24 protein-coding genes and 1 pseudogene are annotated in these 17,176 nt (G+C 39.3%); 15 read left to right on the forward strand and 10 right to left on the reverse strand.

Going from position 1 to position 17,176, the window contains the following annotated elements:
* Positions 1–216: 216 nt before the first annotated feature.
* Positions 217–498 carry a HipA domain-containing protein gene (locus G5B43_RS16360; RefSeq protein WP_240904897.1) on the forward strand — a complete coding sequence of 94 codons (282 nt, stop codon included), beginning with the start codon at positions 217–219 and terminating at the stop codon, positions 496–498.
* A 119-nt stretch (positions 499–617) separates the two neighbouring features.
* Here the strand turns inward: G5B43_RS16360 and G5B43_RS16365 are convergent, their stop codons facing one another.
* From G5B43_RS16365 to G5B43_RS16380, 4 genes are read right to left on the reverse strand one after another with little or no spacing between them, the layout of a single operon-like run.
* On the reverse strand, positions 618–1,250 hold the full coding sequence (locus tag G5B43_RS16365) for an NAD(P)H-dependent oxidoreductase (RefSeq protein ID WP_165295884.1): 633 nt from the start codon (positions 1,248–1,250) through the stop codon (positions 618–620).
* A 6-nt stretch (positions 1,251–1,256) separates the two neighbouring features.
* A complete protein-coding gene (locus tag G5B43_RS16370; RefSeq protein WP_165295885.1) occupies positions 1,257–2,153 on the reverse strand; it encodes a 3-hydroxyacyl-CoA dehydrogenase in 897 nt (298 codons plus the stop codon).
* 18 nt (positions 2,154–2,171) lie between these two features.
* Complete coding sequence (locus G5B43_RS16375; protein ID WP_105715840.1) at positions 2,172–2,594, reverse strand: organic hydroperoxide resistance protein; 423 nt, start codon at positions 2,592–2,594, stop codon at positions 2,172–2,174.
* A gap of 10 nt (positions 2,595–2,604) precedes the next feature.
* Complete coding sequence (locus G5B43_RS16380) at positions 2,605–3,024, reverse strand: MarR family winged helix-turn-helix transcriptional regulator (protein ID WP_165295886.1); 420 nt, start codon at positions 3,022–3,024, stop codon at positions 2,605–2,607.
* A 166-nt stretch (positions 3,025–3,190) separates the two neighbouring features.
* Here G5B43_RS16380 and G5B43_RS16385 point away from each other — a divergent pair, with 166 nt between their 5' ends.
* Positions 3,191–3,334, forward strand: coding sequence for a hypothetical protein (locus tag G5B43_RS16385; RefSeq protein ID WP_165295887.1), 144 nt, complete (start codon positions 3,191–3,193; stop codon positions 3,332–3,334).
* On the opposite strand, the gene G5B43_RS16390 is transcribed toward G5B43_RS16385, so the two are convergent.
* Positions 3,320–4,342, reverse strand: a complete 1,023-nt coding sequence (locus G5B43_RS16390; protein WP_165295888.1) for an LLM class flavin-dependent oxidoreductase — start codon at positions 4,340–4,342, stop codon at positions 3,320–3,322. The genes G5B43_RS16385 and G5B43_RS16390 overlap by 15 nt on opposite strands.
* A gap of 67 nt (positions 4,343–4,409) precedes the next feature.
* Between G5B43_RS16390 and G5B43_RS19290 the strand changes: the two genes are divergently transcribed.
* From G5B43_RS19290 to G5B43_RS16405, 3 genes are all read left to right on the forward strand, one after another.
* Positions 4,410–4,607 (forward strand): fatty acid desaturase, encoded by a 198-nt coding sequence (locus G5B43_RS19290; RefSeq protein WP_206367399.1) that lies wholly within the window; start codon positions 4,410–4,412, stop codon positions 4,605–4,607.
* 293 nt (positions 4,608–4,900) lie between these two features.
* A complete protein-coding gene (locus tag G5B43_RS16400) occupies positions 4,901–6,010 on the forward strand; it encodes a DEAD/DEAH box helicase (RefSeq protein WP_165295889.1) in 1,110 nt (369 codons plus the stop codon).
* A 31-nt stretch (positions 6,011–6,041) separates the two neighbouring features.
* Positions 6,042–6,236 carry a cold-shock protein gene (locus G5B43_RS16405; RefSeq protein ID WP_165295890.1) on the forward strand — a complete coding sequence of 65 codons (195 nt, stop codon included), beginning with the start codon at positions 6,042–6,044 and terminating at the stop codon, positions 6,234–6,236.
* Positions 6,237–6,531: 295 nt separating this feature from the next.
* Here the strand turns inward: G5B43_RS16405 and G5B43_RS16410 are convergent, their stop codons facing one another.
* Entirely contained in the window at positions 6,532–7,386 is an 855-nt protein-coding gene (locus G5B43_RS16410; protein ID WP_165295891.1) for a universal stress protein, read from the reverse strand.
* A gap of 205 nt (positions 7,387–7,591) precedes the next feature.
* Between G5B43_RS16410 and G5B43_RS16415 the strand changes: the two genes are divergently transcribed.
* Positions 7,592–7,936 (forward strand): prolyl oligopeptidase family serine peptidase, encoded by a 345-nt coding sequence (locus tag G5B43_RS16415; RefSeq protein ID WP_165295892.1) that lies wholly within the window; start codon positions 7,592–7,594, stop codon positions 7,934–7,936.
* Positions 7,937–8,206: 270 nt separating this feature from the next.
* Here the strand turns inward: G5B43_RS16415 and G5B43_RS16420 are convergent, their stop codons facing one another.
* On the reverse strand, positions 8,207–8,410 hold the full coding sequence (locus G5B43_RS16420) for a hypothetical protein (RefSeq protein WP_165294464.1): 204 nt from the start codon (positions 8,408–8,410) through the stop codon (positions 8,207–8,209).
* Positions 8,385–8,963 carry a zeta toxin family protein gene (locus G5B43_RS16425; RefSeq protein ID WP_165295893.1) on the reverse strand — a complete coding sequence of 193 codons (579 nt, stop codon included), beginning with the start codon at positions 8,961–8,963 and terminating at the stop codon, positions 8,385–8,387. The genes G5B43_RS16420 and G5B43_RS16425 overlap by 26 nt, the downstream gene beginning before the upstream one ends.
* Positions 8,964–9,546: 583 nt before the next feature.
* Between G5B43_RS16425 and G5B43_RS16430 the strand changes: the two genes are divergently transcribed.
* From G5B43_RS16430 to G5B43_RS19710, 5 genes and pseudogenes are all read left to right on the forward strand, one after another.
* Entirely contained in the window at positions 9,547–10,827 is a 1,281-nt protein-coding gene (locus tag G5B43_RS16430) for a MutS-related protein (protein ID WP_165295894.1), read from the forward strand.
* 46 nt (positions 10,828–10,873) lie between these two features.
* On the forward strand, positions 10,874–11,095 hold the full coding sequence (locus G5B43_RS16435; protein ID WP_165295895.1) for a hypothetical protein: 222 nt from the start codon (positions 10,874–10,876) through the stop codon (positions 11,093–11,095).
* Positions 11,092–11,589: a hypothetical protein gene (locus G5B43_RS16440; protein ID WP_165295896.1), complete on the forward strand. Its 498-nt coding sequence runs from the start codon at positions 11,092–11,094 to the stop codon at positions 11,587–11,589. Before G5B43_RS16435 ends, G5B43_RS16440 begins: the two co-directional genes overlap by 4 nt.
* 323 nt (positions 11,590–11,912) lie before the next feature.
* The gene (locus G5B43_RS16445) at positions 11,913–12,503 is read left to right on the forward strand and encodes an ORF6N domain-containing protein (protein WP_165295897.1); all 591 of its coding nucleotides are present in this window, start codon (positions 11,913–11,915) and stop codon (positions 12,501–12,503) included.
* 27 nt (positions 12,504–12,530) lie between these two features.
* Positions 12,531–12,863: pseudogene (locus tag G5B43_RS19710) on the forward strand (GNAT family N-acetyltransferase); the annotation flags it as partial.
* Positions 12,864–12,888: 25 nt separating this feature from the next.
* On the opposite strand, the gene G5B43_RS16450 reads toward G5B43_RS19710, so the two are convergent.
* Positions 12,889–13,494: a Crp/Fnr family transcriptional regulator gene (locus G5B43_RS16450; protein WP_165295898.1), complete on the reverse strand. Its 606-nt coding sequence runs from the start codon at positions 13,492–13,494 to the stop codon at positions 12,889–12,891.
* Between the two features lie 164 nt (positions 13,495–13,658).
* On the opposite strand from G5B43_RS16450, the gene G5B43_RS16455 reads away from it, so the two are divergent.
* From G5B43_RS16455 to G5B43_RS16470, 4 genes are all read left to right on the forward strand, one after another.
* Entirely contained in the window at positions 13,659–14,069 is a 411-nt protein-coding gene (locus G5B43_RS16455; RefSeq protein WP_165295899.1) for an SgcJ/EcaC family oxidoreductase, read from the forward strand.
* A 151-nt stretch (positions 14,070–14,220) separates the two neighbouring features.
* Entirely contained in the window at positions 14,221–14,784 is a 564-nt protein-coding gene (locus tag G5B43_RS16460; protein WP_165295900.1) for an NADPH-dependent FMN reductase, read from the forward strand.
* Between the two features lie 216 nt (positions 14,785–15,000).
* On the forward strand, positions 15,001–15,285 hold the full coding sequence (locus G5B43_RS16465) for a peroxiredoxin family protein (protein WP_165296063.1): 285 nt from the start codon (positions 15,001–15,003) through the stop codon (positions 15,283–15,285).
* A gap of 342 nt (positions 15,286–15,627) precedes the next feature.
* Positions 15,628–15,870: a hypothetical protein gene (locus tag G5B43_RS16470; protein WP_165295901.1), complete on the forward strand. Its 243-nt coding sequence runs from the start codon at positions 15,628–15,630 to the stop codon at positions 15,868–15,870.
* 129 nt (positions 15,871–15,999) lie between these two features.
* Here G5B43_RS16470 and G5B43_RS16475 read toward each other — a convergent pair whose 3' ends face one another.
* Positions 16,000–17,175 carry an NRAMP family divalent metal transporter gene (locus tag G5B43_RS16475; RefSeq protein ID WP_165295902.1) on the reverse strand — a complete coding sequence of 392 codons (1,176 nt, stop codon included), beginning with the start codon at positions 17,173–17,175 and terminating at the stop codon, positions 16,000–16,002.
* Between the last annotated feature and the right edge of the window lies 1 nt (position 17,176).

Raw genomic sequence — 17,176 nt, forward strand, 5'->3', positions numbered from 1 at the left:
TGCAGCTAACGCAACCTTATCAGGATTGAATGGCGAAATACCAGCTGCTATGTTGTCTGCATTGACAAATTCTTTACAATCCAATATTTCGGGCAAAACCGTATAGCTAGCGGTTGTTTTACCTGCTCCGTTACATCCAGAAATAATATAAATATTTGGCATAAGATATTTTCGTTGGACTAAGGTACATAATAGTATTAGAAAACTGGTTTTATTTTGAATGATGAAGGTTGGATGTTGTCACCAGCTTATGATCTTAGCCCCTCTATTGACAGAGATGGTTTAGCTTTGAATATCGATATGCACAATAATGCTTTGGATTTTGATCTAGCAAAAAGTGTAGGTGAATATTTTAGGTTGAATGATCGTCAAATGAACAGCATTATAGCCGAAGTTTTGATTGTTGTGAAAGGATGGGAATCCATATCAAAGCAAATAGGTATTTCAAGAGCTGAGCAAGAGTTGATGAGGTCTGCATTCCGAACAGAAATAGATTAATTTTTTATTGAAATTATCAGCTAAATCGGTCGTTTTATAGAGTTTACTGACTACAAAAAAGTGCATTACTTCAATGGAAATAACGCACTTTTAAAAATCCAATAAGGATTAGCAAAATTTTAGTACGTTAATACAAAATCTTCTTTAGGTACACGTACTTTTTTCATGGTCGAAAGCCAATCTTTTTCTGCATCGGCATAACCTACATACATCAAAGAAACGCTTTTCAGACCCTGTTTTTCCAATTCTAGCACTTCGTCTATAATCGCATTATTAAAACCTTCGGCTGGAGTAGTGTCTACACGTAATTCAGCTGCTTGAGCCAATGCCATGCCTAACGCAATATAGGTCTGACGTGCTGTATGAGCAAAATTGCGTTCAGCAGGTTCGTTGAGATAAATATTTTTGAGCATATCGGTATACGAATCAAATCGTCCGCGTGGCAATCCTCTTTCGTCTGTTGTGAAATTATACACATGATCTATACGATCTGCCGTATATCTATCCCAAGCTGCAAAAATAATGATGTGTGAAGCATCGCGCATACATTCTGGATTCAGCGCACCTTTTACCAATTTGTTTTTCACTTCCTGGTCTTGTACTATGATTACCTTAAACGGTTGTAGACCAGAAGAAGTAGGTGCTAAACGAGCTGCTTCTACTATTTTGTCAATATCTTCTTGACTTACTTTTTTATTCGGATCATACGCTTTGACAGCATGTCTCCATTTCAAATCTTCTATTAATGACATTGTTATTTATTTTAAAAAATCTTTTTGTTTAAAGCTTGGATTTGGATATTTATAAAACCCTTCACCTGTCTCTACACCCAATTTACCTTTATCTATAAATTCTGCTTTCAGCTTATCTGCAATTTTAAGTTTTACAGGATCCTTGGTTTTATCTGCCACCATTTTATTAATATTATAAGCGGTGGTAATTCCCACAACATCCAGAATACCAAAAGGACCTAATGGAGCACCTGTAGCAACCATCCAAGTCTTATCGACAGTCTCAATATCTGCTACATCTCTTATCCACAAGTCCATTCCGGCGCTCAAAAGAGGAACTAGCAGTGAATTGACAATGTAACCTGGCTGTTCTTTATGGATGGCCAAAGGCACCATGCCGATCTGTTTAGCAAATACTAATAAAATTTCAAATACTTCATCCGAAGTACCAGGATGTTTCATTACTTCCCCAGTATTATGTTTCCATATTTCATTGGCAAAGTGTAGGGCCACAAATTTTTCCGGACGTCCGGTATACGCTGCAAATTGACTCGGTAATAAGGTAGACGAGTTGGTGGCAAAAACGGTTTTCTCCGGAGCAACTTTTGCTAATTTTTGATAAAATTCAATCTTAATTTGTGGATTTTCAGGTACAGCTTCAATCACTAAATCTGCGTCTTTAACTGCTTCAGCTAAATCTGACGTATACGATAATCTCGCTTTTGTAGCTTGCAACTGATCATCTGTCGCACCCAAATCTTGTTTGAAAGCTTCACTCAAAATATCAAATTTTGCTTTCGCTTTTTCTAATACTTCATCGTTAATATCATAAACAGTTACGTTAAAATTGTGGAATGCTGTTTGAAAAGCAATCTGATAGCCCAATACACCACTCCCTGCTATTGTTACATTTTTAAAGTCCATACCATTTATATGTTACTTTTAATTGTTAGTTACTACCAATTTTACTTCTATATTTCCGCGTGTCGCATTGGAATAAGGACAAACTTGATGCGCCTGTTCTACGAGTTTGTTGGCTTCTTCTATGGAGACCCCTGGAATATTAACCTCTAACTCGGCCTCCAAACCAAAACCACCATTATCTAACTGCCCGATCCCTACCTTAGCGGTTACAGTAGTTTCTCCTGTCTGAATACGTGATTTTTTAATCACCAAATTCAAAGCGCTATCAAAACATGCTGCATATCCACCTGCAAATAACATCTCGGGATTAGTAAAGTCATCACTTTTACCGCCCAATGCTTTCGGTGCACGTACATCTACATTCAATACACCATTTTCACTTTTGATGTGTCCGTCTCGTCCTCCTTGAGCGGTAACACGTGTTGTATACAAAGTTTTCATTTTTCTATTTTTATAAATTTGATAATATCTTGTCTATACTATTTTTCAATAGTTTTAATTCTGCTACAGGTATAGACATTGCATCAACCATTGCTGAAGGTACATTTTGTGCTTTCGTTTTTAATTGATGACCCGCTGCTGTAAGGGAAATGACTACCATTCTTTCATCTGCCTGACTTCTCTTCCGCATTACAATTTCCTTTTGTTCTAACCGCTTTAAAAGGGGGGTCAGTGTACCACTGTCTAGATTCAACTTCTCTCCGATGGCCGAAACAGATTGTTCATCTTTCTCCCAAAGCACGAGCATCACCAAATATTGTGGATAAGTTAACTCCAAATCTTCTAGCAAGGATCGATATTTGTTCACCATCTCTTTTGCCAAAGTGTAAATTGGGAAGCAAACTTGATTTTCTAATTTTAAATGATCCATCTTGTACTCGTTTACTCTACAAAGATAAAGCCATTATGTATTGCGCACAATATAATTTTGTAAAATTAATGTATTTTTAATTCTAGCCTTAAAGTTTCATAAACGGTATATTCAATAAAATTCTGCAGACCATATATAAGGGAGGTAAATACGCCAAGATCTGGACATGATGACTGCCGATTCTTCACAAGCGGAGCAGATAGCAGAAGTGGTATACGAGCCCGCCACAGATGAGAAAAACATTAAAAGTCTGCTCACCGACAATAAAAGCTATATTGACTACAATCAAAACATTTTAACGCCAGCCTAATTCAGGTGCTACATACTTCAAGATAGACTCTAATACGTGAATATTATAGTCTACACCTAGCGTATTGGGAATCGTCAACAATAAAGTGTCAGCTTCTTGAATCGCTTCATCGTTTGCCAATTCTTTGATCAATTGATCCGGTTCAGCAGCATAGCTACGACCAAAAACTGCTCTCTGTGTCCCTTCCAATATGCCGACTTTATCTACACTTTCGGCTTGCTGACCAAAATAATATCTATCCTGATCATTCACGATAGCAAAAATTGATCTACTAACCGAAACTCTAGGTTCACGTGTATGTCCTGCTTTTTTATACGCTTCTCTATACTTCCGTATTTGCTCAGCTTGTTGTACATGAAATGGCTTACCACTTTCATCATACTTTAATGTAGAACTTTGTAGGTTCATCCCGATTTCTCCTGCCCATTCTGCTGTTGCATCAGAGGCAGAACCCCACCATATGCGATCTCTCAAACCACGTGAATTTGGTTCTATTCCTAACAATCCAGGCGGATTAGGAAACATGGGATTAGGGTTAGGTTGTGCAAACCCCTCTCCTTTCAGCAAATTGTAAAACTCTAGTCCCTTTCTTCTACCCATATCTTGGTCGGTTTCCCCATCTTGTAATGTGTAACCAAAGTGTTTCCAACCATCGATTACTTGCTCTGGAGAACCTCTACTGACACCAAGTTGCAACCTGCCCTCAGCTATTAAGTCTGCAGAACTCGCATCTTCAACCATATACATCGGGTTCTCATAACGCATATCGATCACACCAGTTCCGATTTCTATTTTATTTGTCTTAGCCCCTATAGCCGAAAGTAATGGAAAAGGAGAAGCCAATTGACGCGCAAAATGATGTACCCTAAAATATGCACCATCAACACCAATAGCCTCAGCTGCAACTGCTAAATCAATGGATTGAAGCAAAGTGTCACTAGCTGTTTTGGTATCATAGGCTGGAAGATTAGCCCAATGACCAAATGATAAAAACCCTATATTCTTCATACTACAAATGTACACCGGATCTTTCTTCTTATTCTTGATCTATGATAAGTAATTGTGGTCAATCTAAATGCTGAACACCAATCTTGATCAATGTCTTTCTTTAAACTTTTTGTCGGGCTTTCCCAATGATTGGTTTGCTGTGTTATTATTCGGATTAAATTTTCAGGTAGAACACCATCTATTCCCAAAGGTAAGCCATGTGCATTATCCCGTTCTAAACATTCCTTCAGCAGGCTTTATTAAATTTGCATATATGGGAATATAGTTATATATTTGCAACCAACACAAGGCTCTGCCTACGATTCTTCTGCCAGTTTGGTTATAACCTCGCTTTCAGTTTAGTTTATTCAGTCGCCATTTTAAAGTTTTCAATAATATATATAGCATTAATCTGCTACGCGACATTTAGGTTCCGATTTTTAAGTCTCTCATATATTTCTGTTAACAAAACGAAAATTGTCTTACAACATGTGTAAGCAACGCCTTGTCTTAAATAGGTATAATTCTTATTTCCTAATGATCGACGATAGGGATAAGATAAACAGTCAACAGAAAACAATGGATTTCAAAAACATCGGGCTGATAGCTCCCCTTTTAAAAGCTATCGACGGATTAGGGCACACAGCACCTACCGACATACAGAAGCAATCTATTCCATATATCCTCCAAGGTAAGAATATAATAGGTTGTGCACAGACAGGAACCGGAAAAACAGGAGCTTTCGCAATACCACTTTTACATTTATTAGCTACAGAACAATATACCGGCAAAAAGCCGCGCGCATTGGTCGTGGTTCCTACAAGGGAATTGGCCGTACAGATTGGTCAGAGTTTCGCCGGTTACGGTAAATATCTCCCCATCGAACATATGGTTATTTATGGCGGTGTTTCGCAGGTTAACCAGGTATCCCGTTTACAAAAAGGTGTGGATATACTTGTTGCTACTCCCGGACGGTTGTTGGACTTAATGAATCAGGGGCATGTAGACCTCGGTTCAGTCCGAAGGTTAATTCTTGACGAAGCAGACAATATGCTTGATATGGGATTTGTCAACGATATCAAAAAAATATTGAAACGTATGCCTGCCCAAAAGCAGACGTTGCTTTTTTCAGCAACCATGCCCAAGGCTATACGAAAATTTGCCGGAGAGATCTTGGATCAACCTGTTGAGGTCAGTGTTTCTCCCATATCTTCGACATCTGAAAAGGTGAGCCAGTCTGTGTTCTTTATAGACAAGAACCAAAAGACAAAACGGTTGACCAAGATGCTACTTGGTGAAAAAAACATACAGACTCTCATATTTATGCGCACCAAGCATGGTGCAGATCGGTTGGCAAAGTCACTCGGAAAAAGCGGGGTACAGACAGCGTGTATACATGGTAATAAATCACAGAATGCTCGGGAAAACGCCCTTCTATCCTTTAAGAATGGTAAGATCAATGTACTTATAGCTACAGATATAGCATCCAGAGGAATTGACATTAAAGAGCTTCCACAGGTCATTAACTACGATCTCCCAGGAGATTCCGAAACATACGTACACCGTATAGGACGTACCGGACGGGCAGGAAAGGAAGGGAAAGCCGTTTCATTCTGTAGTGAAGATGAGAGGCCGATGCTGGCAAAAATCCAAAAACTGATCGGCTTTCAGGTGCCGATCGCACAATAATCGAATAATTTATCAATAAAACAATAATACAATGCAAGAAGGAACAGTAAAATTCTTTAACGAAACAAAAGGTTTCGGTTTTATCACACCCACAGATGGCGGTGCAGATATTTTTGTCCACACAACTGGACTTATGAGTAACATCCGCGAAAACGATTCGGTGACATTTGACGTAGAGAATGGAAAAAAAGGTGTTAATGCGACAAACGTCCGTGTAGCACGATAAATTCAATACCTCAAAAATTAAGATAGAGGATATAATGGGGCAAAGTTATTTTGCCCCTTTTCTTTCGATAAAATTATCACACAACCTCCTTATAAGCATACCGTCAAGTAGTTATCCGCAAGACTATTTGTCTATTACTTTACCTTTATGTATATGTACATCTAAATGCGTGCACTGTACGATTTTACAAGATATTTTATCTACGAAGGTCGACAGCGAATACCATGATGAATCTTTTAACAAAAACATTCAGCGACCGTACAATGCGGGAGTAGGGAAATGGTAAAATTCAACACTATAAAAAGCTCTCGGATCTAAAATATGTCGGGATCAACAGGTTATTGCTTATATATTTTGGCAAATTGCGCGACATAAATCTTGTAAAAAAGCTCTTTCGATTGTAACAAACGACTAATAGATCTACTCCCTCCTTCTCAATCATCCAATCGATCGCACGGGGTATAGGCATGTAATAGTCCAATCGATACACTGCATTCTTTTCAATATATTTAATGCTATTAAACTGAAGCTTGTCGGCAAATGCTGCAGTAAGACTATTGATCGTCTCTGGAGCAGCAGTTATACCTTTTTCCGTCACATGCATTAACAGCAGATCGAGCGTACCGGGCACGCGATCGGTTAACGATTGCAACAAGGTTCGTTCATTATTTTTAAAATTAGTGAGTAATCCCACCTTTTCGACTTTGGACTGTCCTAACTGCTCTGGTACAGCTATTATCCCAATGGGACAACACTTGATCAAGTTTAACGTGGTACTGCCCAAAGTACGTTTTTTTAGTCCACTCGCACCAGCTGTTCCCATCACGACAAAGACGTAGCTGTTTTCCTGCAACAAATTCAATACTGTGTCAGCCACGTCGCCAAACATACAGGCCGTGGTCACACGGGCATCCGGGTGTAGATCAGTTAATTTTGCTGCCAAAGTTTTCATTTTCGATTCCCCTTCTTTTCGCTGTACTTCTGCTACAGCTTCTCCAAAATGATCTTGAAAGGTCAAATTGGCCGATGGGGCATAAGTATGCAAAATATGTAACTTCCACTGAAACTGCTCAGCTAGAAATGCCGAGTAGCGGATGCCAGACCAAGCATTGTCTGAAAAATCGGTAAGTACCAGTAAAGTATTGTTCATGGTCGTCTATTTACGCTTAACAATACAACAATGCAGCTTGAAATAAGTTTGTTACAGTCCGTCCAGTCTTCATTCTTTTCTAAAAAAAATCTGCACTATAATTTGGTCTATTGCGGATAGGAAACGAAAAAGTTACGTTACATGCTATTGTTGGTTAACAACGTTTATTCGCTATTACATTGCTTTCATGTTGATAAATTATGGTATGATAAAGCTGGTTCATGCCCAGATGCCTCCTCCCGGTCTAGATCGATTGATGCAGCCCTTAGGCGAATTTTCTCCCATGGGATTAGCTTGGACTTACTTTGGATATTCGAAAGGATACAACATTTTTGTCGGGATCGTGGAAATTCTAGCTGGGTTTCACGGAACCGCCGATGACGAAATATCCATACACGAAACGGAAAGAATAGTTGACTCCTTACAAAAATGCAATGGAAACATAACCTTCCATCGACTTAAAGGTGAAGGCCATGGTATCCAATATCTCTATGAACACAATCCAGAAATCTATAAACGGATGTTGAAGCAGAAGAAAACAGCAATTTGAAACTGGCGTCCACCACGTTCAAGCCACTTAAATTCAATTTCGGGGTAAGCTATTTCAGGAAAAGACATAGCGGTGCAATCGTTTTGTTACCTATATCAGTCTTTTGGAAAATAATCTACAACTCAGATTCTAAACCCGTCGAATTCGATGGGTTTAGACACATGATCATGGATAAGATGCAAGAAATATACAAAGATTTCCATATGCAAATGTTAACTCCGGACGGTAAAGCTATCGATGTTTATAAAAAGGTAGGCTTCGAAAGGGCCCTTATCTTGCCTTTGGCATATTTGCAAGAAGGTCTTTTGCCGGAACTTCTTTCACCTCTCCTTCTATCTTTACCACCAAACTTTCACCTTTTAGCGCACTTTCTTCGGCTAGCTTACGCAAAGCTTTTTGCACACCTAGTCGGACACGCTCAGCAAAGGGAAGGGTAGAAATGTTGTCTTTATCCGTTACCATAATAATCTGCATATATTCTTGACCAAATTTCGTCATTTACAACGACTTCTCCAAACTCATCTTTTTGAGCAATAATTTCCGGTGTCAGATCCATGTTGTCGAGTACCAACCATCGCTCACATATAGGGAGATAAATATTCAATAAATTTGATAGACCTCGATGGTACCGACGGACAACAACCTCATCAGGAATATGGTGACCTCCCATGGAAACCCTCTTTTTTACTCGCTGAATAGCTAAATCCGGAGACTCTAACCAAAAATATAATAACGTCACGGTGTAACCAATAGTTTGTGCTTTTTGAACCAATGATTGATAACTTCTGGTGGAGAGGGTGGTTTCAAAAGCAAAATCAGCCCCCTCCTTCATTAGTTCGCTTATCCTTTCGAGCATGATACGACCTGCAGCTAACGCAACCTTATCAGGATTGAATGGCGAAATACCAGCTGCTATATTGTCTGCATTGACAAATTCTTTACAATCCAATATTTCGGGCAAAACCGTATAGCTAGCGGTTGTCTTACCTGCTCCGTTACATCCGGAAATAATATAAATATTTGGCATAAGATATTTTCGTTGAACTAAGGTACATAATAGTATTAGAAAACGATAAAATGAAATGGAACTCATCAATAACCTCTATCCTTATTGATAAACTGCACTTGAAACTTAGCATAGACACTTTTCGCATGCGTAGACTTTATTAAGACCTTGTTCGCATCTTGTTCGCATCTTGTTCGAATGTTGTTCGGAAGATTACCGGCATTCTACCGGTAAATTACCGTGTATTTACCGTGTTGCGCACGTTAAATATACGGTAAACACACGGTAAATCATCGTTCAATGGGCGAACAGAGTCCGAACAGTGTATAAACAAAGGCCGAATAGCATTCGAAGAGACGTTAGAAACTTTCACAGCTTTTCGTTGAGCCCCTCTTTATTATTATCTTTATTGGTGCAATTTCAAATGGAAATAGTCCGGGTCTCTCCTACCATAGTATCTAGAAGACTTATTAATCAAATAATGATATATTTATAGTAGTTTAGTTTTACCATCCACAGGCATATTTTTGGGAGGCGACTGTCAGGGGTTGACTATCCTTGGTTAAAAAGGGAATAATGCATATGTCTGCACAACCAGCGCACCATGGAAAATAATATTACGAATGTTAATGACTTAAATATCAAAACGGATATCTTGGACGTATTCGATAATACTCTCCATAGCTATTCTAGGGATACTTTACTCGATATGCTCCTGACCCCGCTTCAAAATATCGATGCGATAAATAATCGACAACAAATACTTAAAGGTTTTCTTGCCAACAAAAAGTTATTAGAGAGGTATTTTTATAATAGCCGGGACTTCGCCGATGTACATACACTTTTAACGAAACCCGACAACAGAAAATTAAACTTTCGATTCAAATTACTGCTATTGTTAAACAAAGCAAAGCGTAATGCGGCTATGGGTATCTATATCCAACTTATTATATTCTTACAACAGCAATACACGCTCATCTCCAATTTTATTGACACCGATACCTTCCCTGATTCCTACAAATACGAGATCAAGAGCTTAACAAAATATTTCCTGAACTTTGAACTGGATTTTTTCAGCACACTTATACGCGAAAACAAGTTTAAAATTGCTCATATAGTCGCTCTTCAAAAGAAAATTAACAAACTGCAGGAGACGGAAACGAACGACTTTTTTAAACGTTTATTTACATTTGAATCGTTATTATCCCTAAGTATCTCCATTCATAAGAGAGGTTTTATCTTTCCTAGCATTGGAGATCCGGCATTTACAATCGCGGGCGTTTACCATCCGCTATTACCTAAGCCCATACGTAACGGCGTATCGCTAGACAAGCAAGTCGTGTTGATCACGGGGCCAAACATGGCCGGCAAATCTACTTTCTTAAAAGCGATCGCCATATCCGTTTATTTAGGCCATCTAGGCATTGCTATTCCTGCGGAAGATGCTAAATTTCCATTTTTCCAGAACATCTGCATATATATTAATCATACGGACAACTTACGACAGGGTTACAGCCATTTTTTACGTGAGGTTAAAAACCTCAAAGAGGTTGCACTTAAAGCGTCGGAAGGCACACCTACCTTCGCCATTTTTGATGAAATATTTAAAGGCACCAATATGAACGATGCATTACAGATTACGCGGGCCACCACAAAGGGTCTTGCGCAGTTCCATAAATCGGTGTTCTTTATATCGACACATATGGATGAGTTAAAAGATATGGCATCAACAGCCGTTAATTCTTATTTCTTAGACTGCAAAGTGGAAGATGGGATTCCGAAATTTAGTTACCAATTGAAAGAGGGATGGTCCAGTGTCCAGATTGGTAAGATATTGTTTAAAAATGAGGGACTTTATGAGCTCTTCCAATCGTCTGGCGACTGAGATTGAAATTCGCTTAGATATTTCTATTTTTAGTTATATTTAGATCATGGACGAAACAAAAGAAAGAAACCTAAAACTGGTTAACGAGTACTTCGATAAATTACGCGCAGATTTGTTGGAACTACTTGAAAAGCACGACGACGTGAACTTAGATATGGAGCCGCTAAATGCGGACGAAACATGTATAACAGAAAAATACACACCTTCCGGAACCAAAATAACCATCAAGCAGGGCGATGTAGTGAAATTTGGAATCCGGACAGCATGAGCTTACGAAATGCGATTAAAACTAGCCATCTAGTCTTATGGAGTGCCCATCTCCTCGCCTCCCTATTGCTTTGGGTAACTTATAAATATGAAATCATACCACTTGAATCTGTCAGAAAGGGTATTTCGCTCTATTTCTGGATGATCCCAGCATTATTGTTGATGCAATATTACATACAGTTAAGGAATTACAAGGTCTACTTACTTTGGCTTATTAGTGGTATTATTCAATTTGTCGTTTATTTCATAGCAAAAGACAATTCAGACTTCCAAGAAGTCAACGGCAATAATTTAGCGCCGCTGAAGACTCTACTTGTCATGCTTCTATCTTATCAGTTTTTCCGTCAGCTGTTTAAAATACTTACACCATGGGAATTGATAATTACGGCCAAACGATTTTCTTCCTATGATTTGGATGATAAGAGAAAGTTGATTTGGCTGGACTATCTGTTTTCTTTTATTATTGTCGCGTGTTTGGTCGCCAGTTTCTTATAGAACGGAGAATGGTGTTGGCTACACAGATAAAAATTACACTCCGTGAAAACCAACAGGAGAATTGTTTTTAATACAACGGTTTGTTAATTTTATAGGACTGCCAACCACACTATTGGATACATGGGCATATACACACGCCTTGTCAATACAATATCGGCAATACTAAAATTGTATGCAATCCAAATGGTTACATCGACGAACCTTATAATGGCTATCATAATGAGCTCGTTATTGAATTATAAAACGCAAGCATTATTGCATTACAATAAAAGTTTATTGTTAACTTTATTGGTATAATGAATTATGAACGAAACCATTAAATTATGAGTAAAACCAAAACAGAAATAAAAGCAGTAGCTATAGCGGACGATGTTCTCGCCAACAAAATATATGAGTTTAGGGGACAAAAGGTAATATTAGATAGTGATCTTGCAGAATTGTATGGCGTCGAGACTAAACAGCTCAAAAGACAAGTCCGAAGAAACATAGATCGTTTTCCAGAAGATTTCATGTTTGAGCTTACGAAGCAAGAGTTAGAAATCTTAAGGAGCCAACTTGGCACCTTAAGACATGGCGAACATACGAAGTATGCACCAATGGTATTTACCGAACATGGTGTATTAATGTTGTCGAGTGTACTAAACAGCAAACAAGCCATAGCAATTAATATACAGATTATGCGCGTTTTCACGAAGTTGCGTCAGTTCCTGACAGACAACTCTCGTATACAGCATGAGCTTACAGAAATGAAATTAGCTATTGAAAAGCTTTCAAAAAAACAAAAGGGCCACGACCAAAATATAGAACTGCTTTTTGAATACATCGATCGCTTGCAGGAAAATGCACCCCATGCCTCTTCTAAGGGAGTAACGGTGGTAAAGGGGTTTGATATTGGGAGCAAGAAGAACAATTAGCGCAATTACCGAAACCATCAATTTCAAATGGAAATAGTTTTAAACGATACAAGAAATATAACCACAGATCAAATTTTGCCATTATACGAAGCCAATGCGTGGAGTGCAGCCCAGAAACCTGATCTACTGCTGAAAGGGCTAATAAATTCTCATTCGCTGATTACCGCTTGGGATGGAGACGTCTTAGTAGGACTTGGTAATGCAATTTCCGATGGACATCTTGTCGTATACTATTCGCATTTACTAGTCCTCCCCTACTATCAGGGAAAAGTTATTGGACACCTGATTATGGATAAGATGCAGCAGATATACAAAGATTTCCATATGCAAATGAATAAGGTGGCAATCACACAGATGAGCTCGATATTTTTTTGGGGCCGATGTGTCAATCTAATCTTTTTAAAGAGACCTGATTTCTCGCCCGGCTTAACGCCTCTCTACTCACATGCAGAAATTTGGCAAGATTGGTTAACGAAATTTCCTGTAACCAGTTCTTTTTGGATTCCAACAAATGAAGATATCGTTCTTCTGGAGATCGAAGGGTGAGTATCTCGTAATGCTCCTGTTTTTTTCTGATCATTTCTTGAGAAAGGTCTACACATAATTGAAGTAGATCTGGCTCGTTGCTGAATGTCTTCACCATCTTTTCAAGTGGGTACAATATAATGGTGCTTGAAGTTATTGCGCTTACAGAATACGGCAATGCCTGCTGTTGATGAATCGAGTTCCAATTGTCGATATATTCAAGACTTTCACAAAAGGCAGATATTCGCTCGTCCCCTTTTTCATCCAGATAGTAAAGTTTTAGCCATCCGGTAACGACAAATATTCCGAAATGCAAGCGTTCTCCATGCCTAAGAAAGATATCGTCCTTTTCAAGATATTTTACCACAGATATCTCCCGCAACTTTTCCCAGCTCCGGGAGGTAACGTACGGAAACTTCTCGGACAACTTTTGATAAAAATCATCTAACACTTTAGAATCATCCATATCCGTCATTGCTTGATTAAGGTGCTATTAAATTCTGATCCGATAAAGATAAGCTTTTTGTCAACCTTTTTATCGAATTGCTAGCAAAAGGATTGTGATTATGATCACATGTTACAGCATATTGGTCAGATATCTTTGTAGGAGATGAATAACATGATATCGTTATGGAACAGGAAAAATTGATTAAGGAATTATTTAGCAAATATGTCACTTATTGGAATAACCATGACATAGAAAACTGGGGAAAGTTATTTACCAAAGACACAAAGTTCATTACGTGGTCTGGTGTAATGTACGCCACCAATGCAGAAAATATAAAGCAACATGATAAAGCTCATCAAATTTTGTCGACGCAAAATCAGAACATGAAATATCATCTCGACGTTCTGGATATTAGTTTAATCCGCGATGGCATTGCTATCGTTTACGCCGCATGGAAGTGGGAGAATTTTAAAATCGACAATCTGCATACCGAGCTACGTACCGGGATATTGACAATGTTGCTGTTGAAAGAAAACGGCGTATGGTTGATTCGATCAACACAGAATACACGGACATCGGAAAACCTGAGATAACATGCACAAAAAAGTAATATTGATCATTGGAGCGGGTGAACGCCTGGGAAAAGCTATTGCTTCGAGATTCTTACCGGAAGGTTTTGACCTTTTATTAATGAGCCGCAATGCTAGCAAGTTGATAACGAACTGCCTATCTTAAAAAACGGACATGCTAAAAATTGCTATAATAACGGGCAGCACCCGCCCGACGCGGATAAACCAAAAAGTGGCAGAATGGGTTTATAGTTTCGCAAAAATGCGATCAGATGCAATCTTCGAACTGGTAGATATTGCAGATTACAACCTCCCGATGTTCGATGAACCTCTCCCACCCACTTTAGGAGAATACCGACAAGAACATACCAAGATATGGTCGCAAAAGGTTGCTGATTTCGATGGTTTCGTGTTTGTAACGCCAGAATATAATCATAGTATCACGGGCGTTCTTAAGAATGCGATCGACTTTTTATATAGCGAGTGGAATAATAAATCCGCGGGCTTTGTAAGCTATGGTGCAACAGGCGGCTTGAGGGCAATTGAACACCTACGGTTGATATTGAGCGAAGTACAGATAGCACATGTTAGGCCTCAGACCTCTTTATCTCTATATGATGATTTTAGAAATTTTGAGTCGATAGCTCCAAGGCCGTTTCAGATACGGTCTCTTAATGAGATGTTGGAACTGGTGTTATTGTGGGCACAAGCACTTAAGAGTATTCGCACTAAGCATTAAATGTTTTGTACCGGAACAAGTTACGTATGTTCGTTGCGTTGTAGATTATGTTGTGTGATATGGCCGTCAGCTACCATGCTTTACTGGTTTATGTCATTGTACATATTGCCTATGTACAGTGCTGTTGAGGCTATGTATATGTACAAAATGGAAGATTCTTCTAAAAAATACAGAAAAAGGAAAAACTATTAGCGAAAGAATCAAAAAGAAGAGCCAATCAACGCCTATCAGCACTATCGGGATAGAGGCTTCGCTATTTTGAGTGTATCCATAGATACAGACAAAAACAAATGGAAGGAAGCCATAGAAAAAGACGGTATCACATGGACACAGGTATCAGATTTACAGGGACATAAAGGTGACGTGCATCTTAAATACGGTATAACGTCTATTCCAGCTAACTTTTTAATTGATCCGGAAGGAGTAGTCATCGCGAAAGATCTAAAAGGAGAGTTTTTAAATAGAGAACTAGAAAAGTTATTTTTGACGCCACAACAATAACTGAAAAGAGTGATTGCATTGCTCATACGAAGTATGCACCAATGGTATTTACCAAACAGGTGTATTAATGTTGTTGGGAGTACCTGATAGCAATTGTGTTATAGTTCTTAGCACTTGAATCTTAGTATACATACCTGCTTTTCGCTGAGCTCGTCTTTATTATTATCTTGGTGCAATTTCAAATGGCTTGAAAGTATTTGATAATACCCTCCATAGCTATTCCAGGGTTAGATTACTCGATACAGCAACAATAATGGGTCGGTTTAATTTGCCTTTGGCAACCATTTGGTGGCTGAGATTGAAATTCGCTTAGATATTTCCGTTTTTAGTTATATTTAAACCATGGACGAAACAAAAGACAAAAACCTAAAACTGGTTAACGAGTACTTCGATAACCTACGCAGAGATTTGTTGGAACTGCTTGAAAAGCACGACGACGTGAACTTAGATATGGAGCCACTAGGTGCTGAAGAAGCATGTATGACAGGAAAATACACACCTTCCGGAACCAAAATAACCATCAAGCAGGGCGATGTAGTGAAGTTTGAGCTAATTGATTACAGGAAGGATTCTGATGGAGATTAAAAACACACGCGGTAGAACCCGCACGAAAATGCGACGTCGGCGCGCAACTGTACGCACCATTTGTGAGAAGCAACACAAGTTGTTTTAAAAATGATTGTTATCTCAAACAAAAGTATAACTTAAGCCACATCATCCCCCCAGTAGGATTCGTACGCTCATCCACGTCATGGCAACAACGATAACAATACCAATGCAAGTTAATAAGAGGGGCTGCTTGTAGGATCCGACAATATCTTTCTTGTACGCAGCGATCAACATAACACCCAGTGATATCGGTAAAATGATGCCATTTACCGCACCTGCCATGATCAATAGATTGACAGGCTTGCCGACCACCACGAAAACACATGTGGAGATGATAATAAAAGTAATAATGATCCAATTCTCGTTCCGTTGAATGAATGGGCTGAACGATTTGACAAAGGACACAGACGTATAGGCAGAACCGATCACCGAGGTAACGGCTGCCGCAAACATGACCAAGCCAAACAAGCGGTAACCAAACGCACCGGCAGCTAATTGGAATACGGATCCCGTGGGATTACTATCGTCAATAGCCATACCTTGGCTGATAATGCCCAGTGAGGCCAAGAAAAGAAATATTCGTATCGTCGATGCAACCGATATCCCCATGACGGCACTTTTATTCACCTCGGGTAAGGACTCCTTCCCCACCACACCAGCGTCGATAAGCCTGTGACCGCCTGCAAAGGTGATATAACCTCCCACAGTACCACCTACTAAGGTCACAATAGCCATAAAATCGATCGCAGATGGTACTATCGTGCGGAGAGCAGCTTCAGCCATAGGTGGCTTACTGACAAAGGCAATGTAGATAATGGCGAGGATCATGACAAATCCCATCAATTGCGTGAAACGATCCATGACTTGCCCTGCTTGACGATTGGCAAAAACGGCAACGGCAATACCGGCTGCAAGCACCGAACCTGTGGTAACATCGAGGCCAATCAATGCCTCTAAACCAAGCCCCGCTCCAGCGACATTGCCAATGCTAAATGCTAAACCTCCAATAACAATGAGACATGACAAAATCGTACCCAAGCCAGGAAGAACACGATTGGCTACATCTTGTGCGCGCTGTCCGGATACCGTTAGTACCCTCCAGATATTGAGTTGAACGCCAATATCAATAAAGATAGATAGGAGGATAACGAATCCAAAGCTGGCCCCCAATGATTTGGTAAAGACGGTAGTCTGCGTCAAAAAACCTGGTCCGACGGCTGATATCGCCATTAGCATCGCTGCCGCGATCAATGCAGAGGTGGTATTTCTCTTTGTATTCATG

The organism is Sphingobacterium sp. SGR-19 (assembly GCF_011043555.1).
GTDB lineage: Bacteria > Bacteroidota > Bacteroidia > Sphingobacteriales > Sphingobacteriaceae > Sphingobacterium.

Excerpts from the sequence above, each read along its gene's own strand:
- G5B43_RS16435 (WP_165295895.1), top strand. The coding sequence starts at position 10,874 with ATGGACGAAACAAAAGAAAGAAACCTAAAACTGGTTAACGAGTACTTC.
- G5B43_RS16405 (WP_165295890.1), top strand. The coding sequence starts at position 6,042 with ATGCAAGAAGGAACAGTAAAATTCTTTAACGAAACAAAAGGTTTCGGT.
- G5B43_RS16385 (WP_165295887.1), top strand. The coding sequence starts at position 3,191 with ATGATGACTGCCGATTCTTCACAAGCGGAGCAGATAGCAGAAGTGGTA.
- G5B43_RS16440 (WP_165295896.1), top strand. The coding sequence starts at position 11,092 with ATGAGCTTACGAAATGCGATTAAAACTAGCCATCTAGTCTTATGGAGT.
- G5B43_RS16380 (WP_165295886.1), bottom strand. The coding sequence starts at position 3,024 with ATGGATCATTTAAAATTAGAAAATCAAGTTTGCTTCCCAATTTACACT.
- G5B43_RS16445 (WP_165295897.1), top strand. The coding sequence starts at position 11,913 with ATGAGTAAAACCAAAACAGAAATAAAAGCAGTAGCTATAGCGGACGAT.
- G5B43_RS16365 (WP_165295884.1), bottom strand. The coding sequence starts at position 1,250 with ATGTCATTAATAGAAGATTTGAAATGGAGACATGCTGTCAAAGCGTAT.
- G5B43_RS16470 (WP_165295901.1), top strand. The coding sequence starts at position 15,628 with ATGGACGAAACAAAAGACAAAAACCTAAAACTGGTTAACGAGTACTTC.
- G5B43_RS16400 (WP_165295889.1), top strand. The coding sequence starts at position 4,901 with ATGGATTTCAAAAACATCGGGCTGATAGCTCCCCTTTTAAAAGCTATC.
- G5B43_RS16425 (WP_165295893.1), bottom strand. The coding sequence starts at position 8,963 with ATGCCAAATATTTATATTATTTCCGGATGTAACGGAGCAGGTAAGACA.
- G5B43_RS16430 (WP_165295894.1), top strand. The coding sequence starts at position 9,547 with ATGGAAAATAATATTACGAATGTTAATGACTTAAATATCAAAACGGAT.
- G5B43_RS19290 (WP_206367399.1), top strand. The coding sequence starts at position 4,410 with ATGCTGAACACCAATCTTGATCAATGTCTTTCTTTAAACTTTTTGTCG.
- G5B43_RS16450 (WP_165295898.1), bottom strand. The coding sequence starts at position 13,494 with ATGGATGATTCTAAAGTGTTAGATGATTTTTATCAAAAGTTGTCCGAG.
- G5B43_RS16415 (WP_165295892.1), top strand. The coding sequence starts at position 7,592 with ATGATAAAGCTGGTTCATGCCCAGATGCCTCCTCCCGGTCTAGATCGA.
- G5B43_RS16410 (WP_165295891.1), bottom strand. The coding sequence starts at position 7,386 with ATGAACAATACTTTACTGGTACTTACCGATTTTTCAGACAATGCTTGG.
- G5B43_RS16370 (WP_165295885.1), bottom strand. The coding sequence starts at position 2,153 with ATGGACTTTAAAAATGTAACAATAGCAGGGAGTGGTGTATTGGGCTAT.
- G5B43_RS16420 (WP_165294464.1), bottom strand. The coding sequence starts at position 8,410 with ATGCAGATTATTATGGTAACGGATAAAGACAACATTTCTACCCTTCCC.
- G5B43_RS16455 (WP_165295899.1), top strand. The coding sequence starts at position 13,659 with ATGGAACAGGAAAAATTGATTAAGGAATTATTTAGCAAATATGTCACT.
- G5B43_RS16375 (WP_105715840.1), bottom strand. The coding sequence starts at position 2,594 with ATGAAAACTTTGTATACAACACGTGTTACCGCTCAAGGAGGACGAGAC.
- G5B43_RS16460 (WP_165295900.1), top strand. The coding sequence starts at position 14,221 with ATGCTAAAAATTGCTATAATAACGGGCAGCACCCGCCCGACGCGGATA.
- G5B43_RS16390 (WP_165295888.1), bottom strand. The coding sequence starts at position 4,342 with ATGAAGAATATAGGGTTTTTATCATTTGGTCATTGGGCTAATCTTCCA.
- G5B43_RS16475 (WP_165295902.1), bottom strand. The coding sequence starts at position 17,175 with ATGAATACAAAGAGAAATACCACCTCTGCATTGATCGCGGCAGCGATG.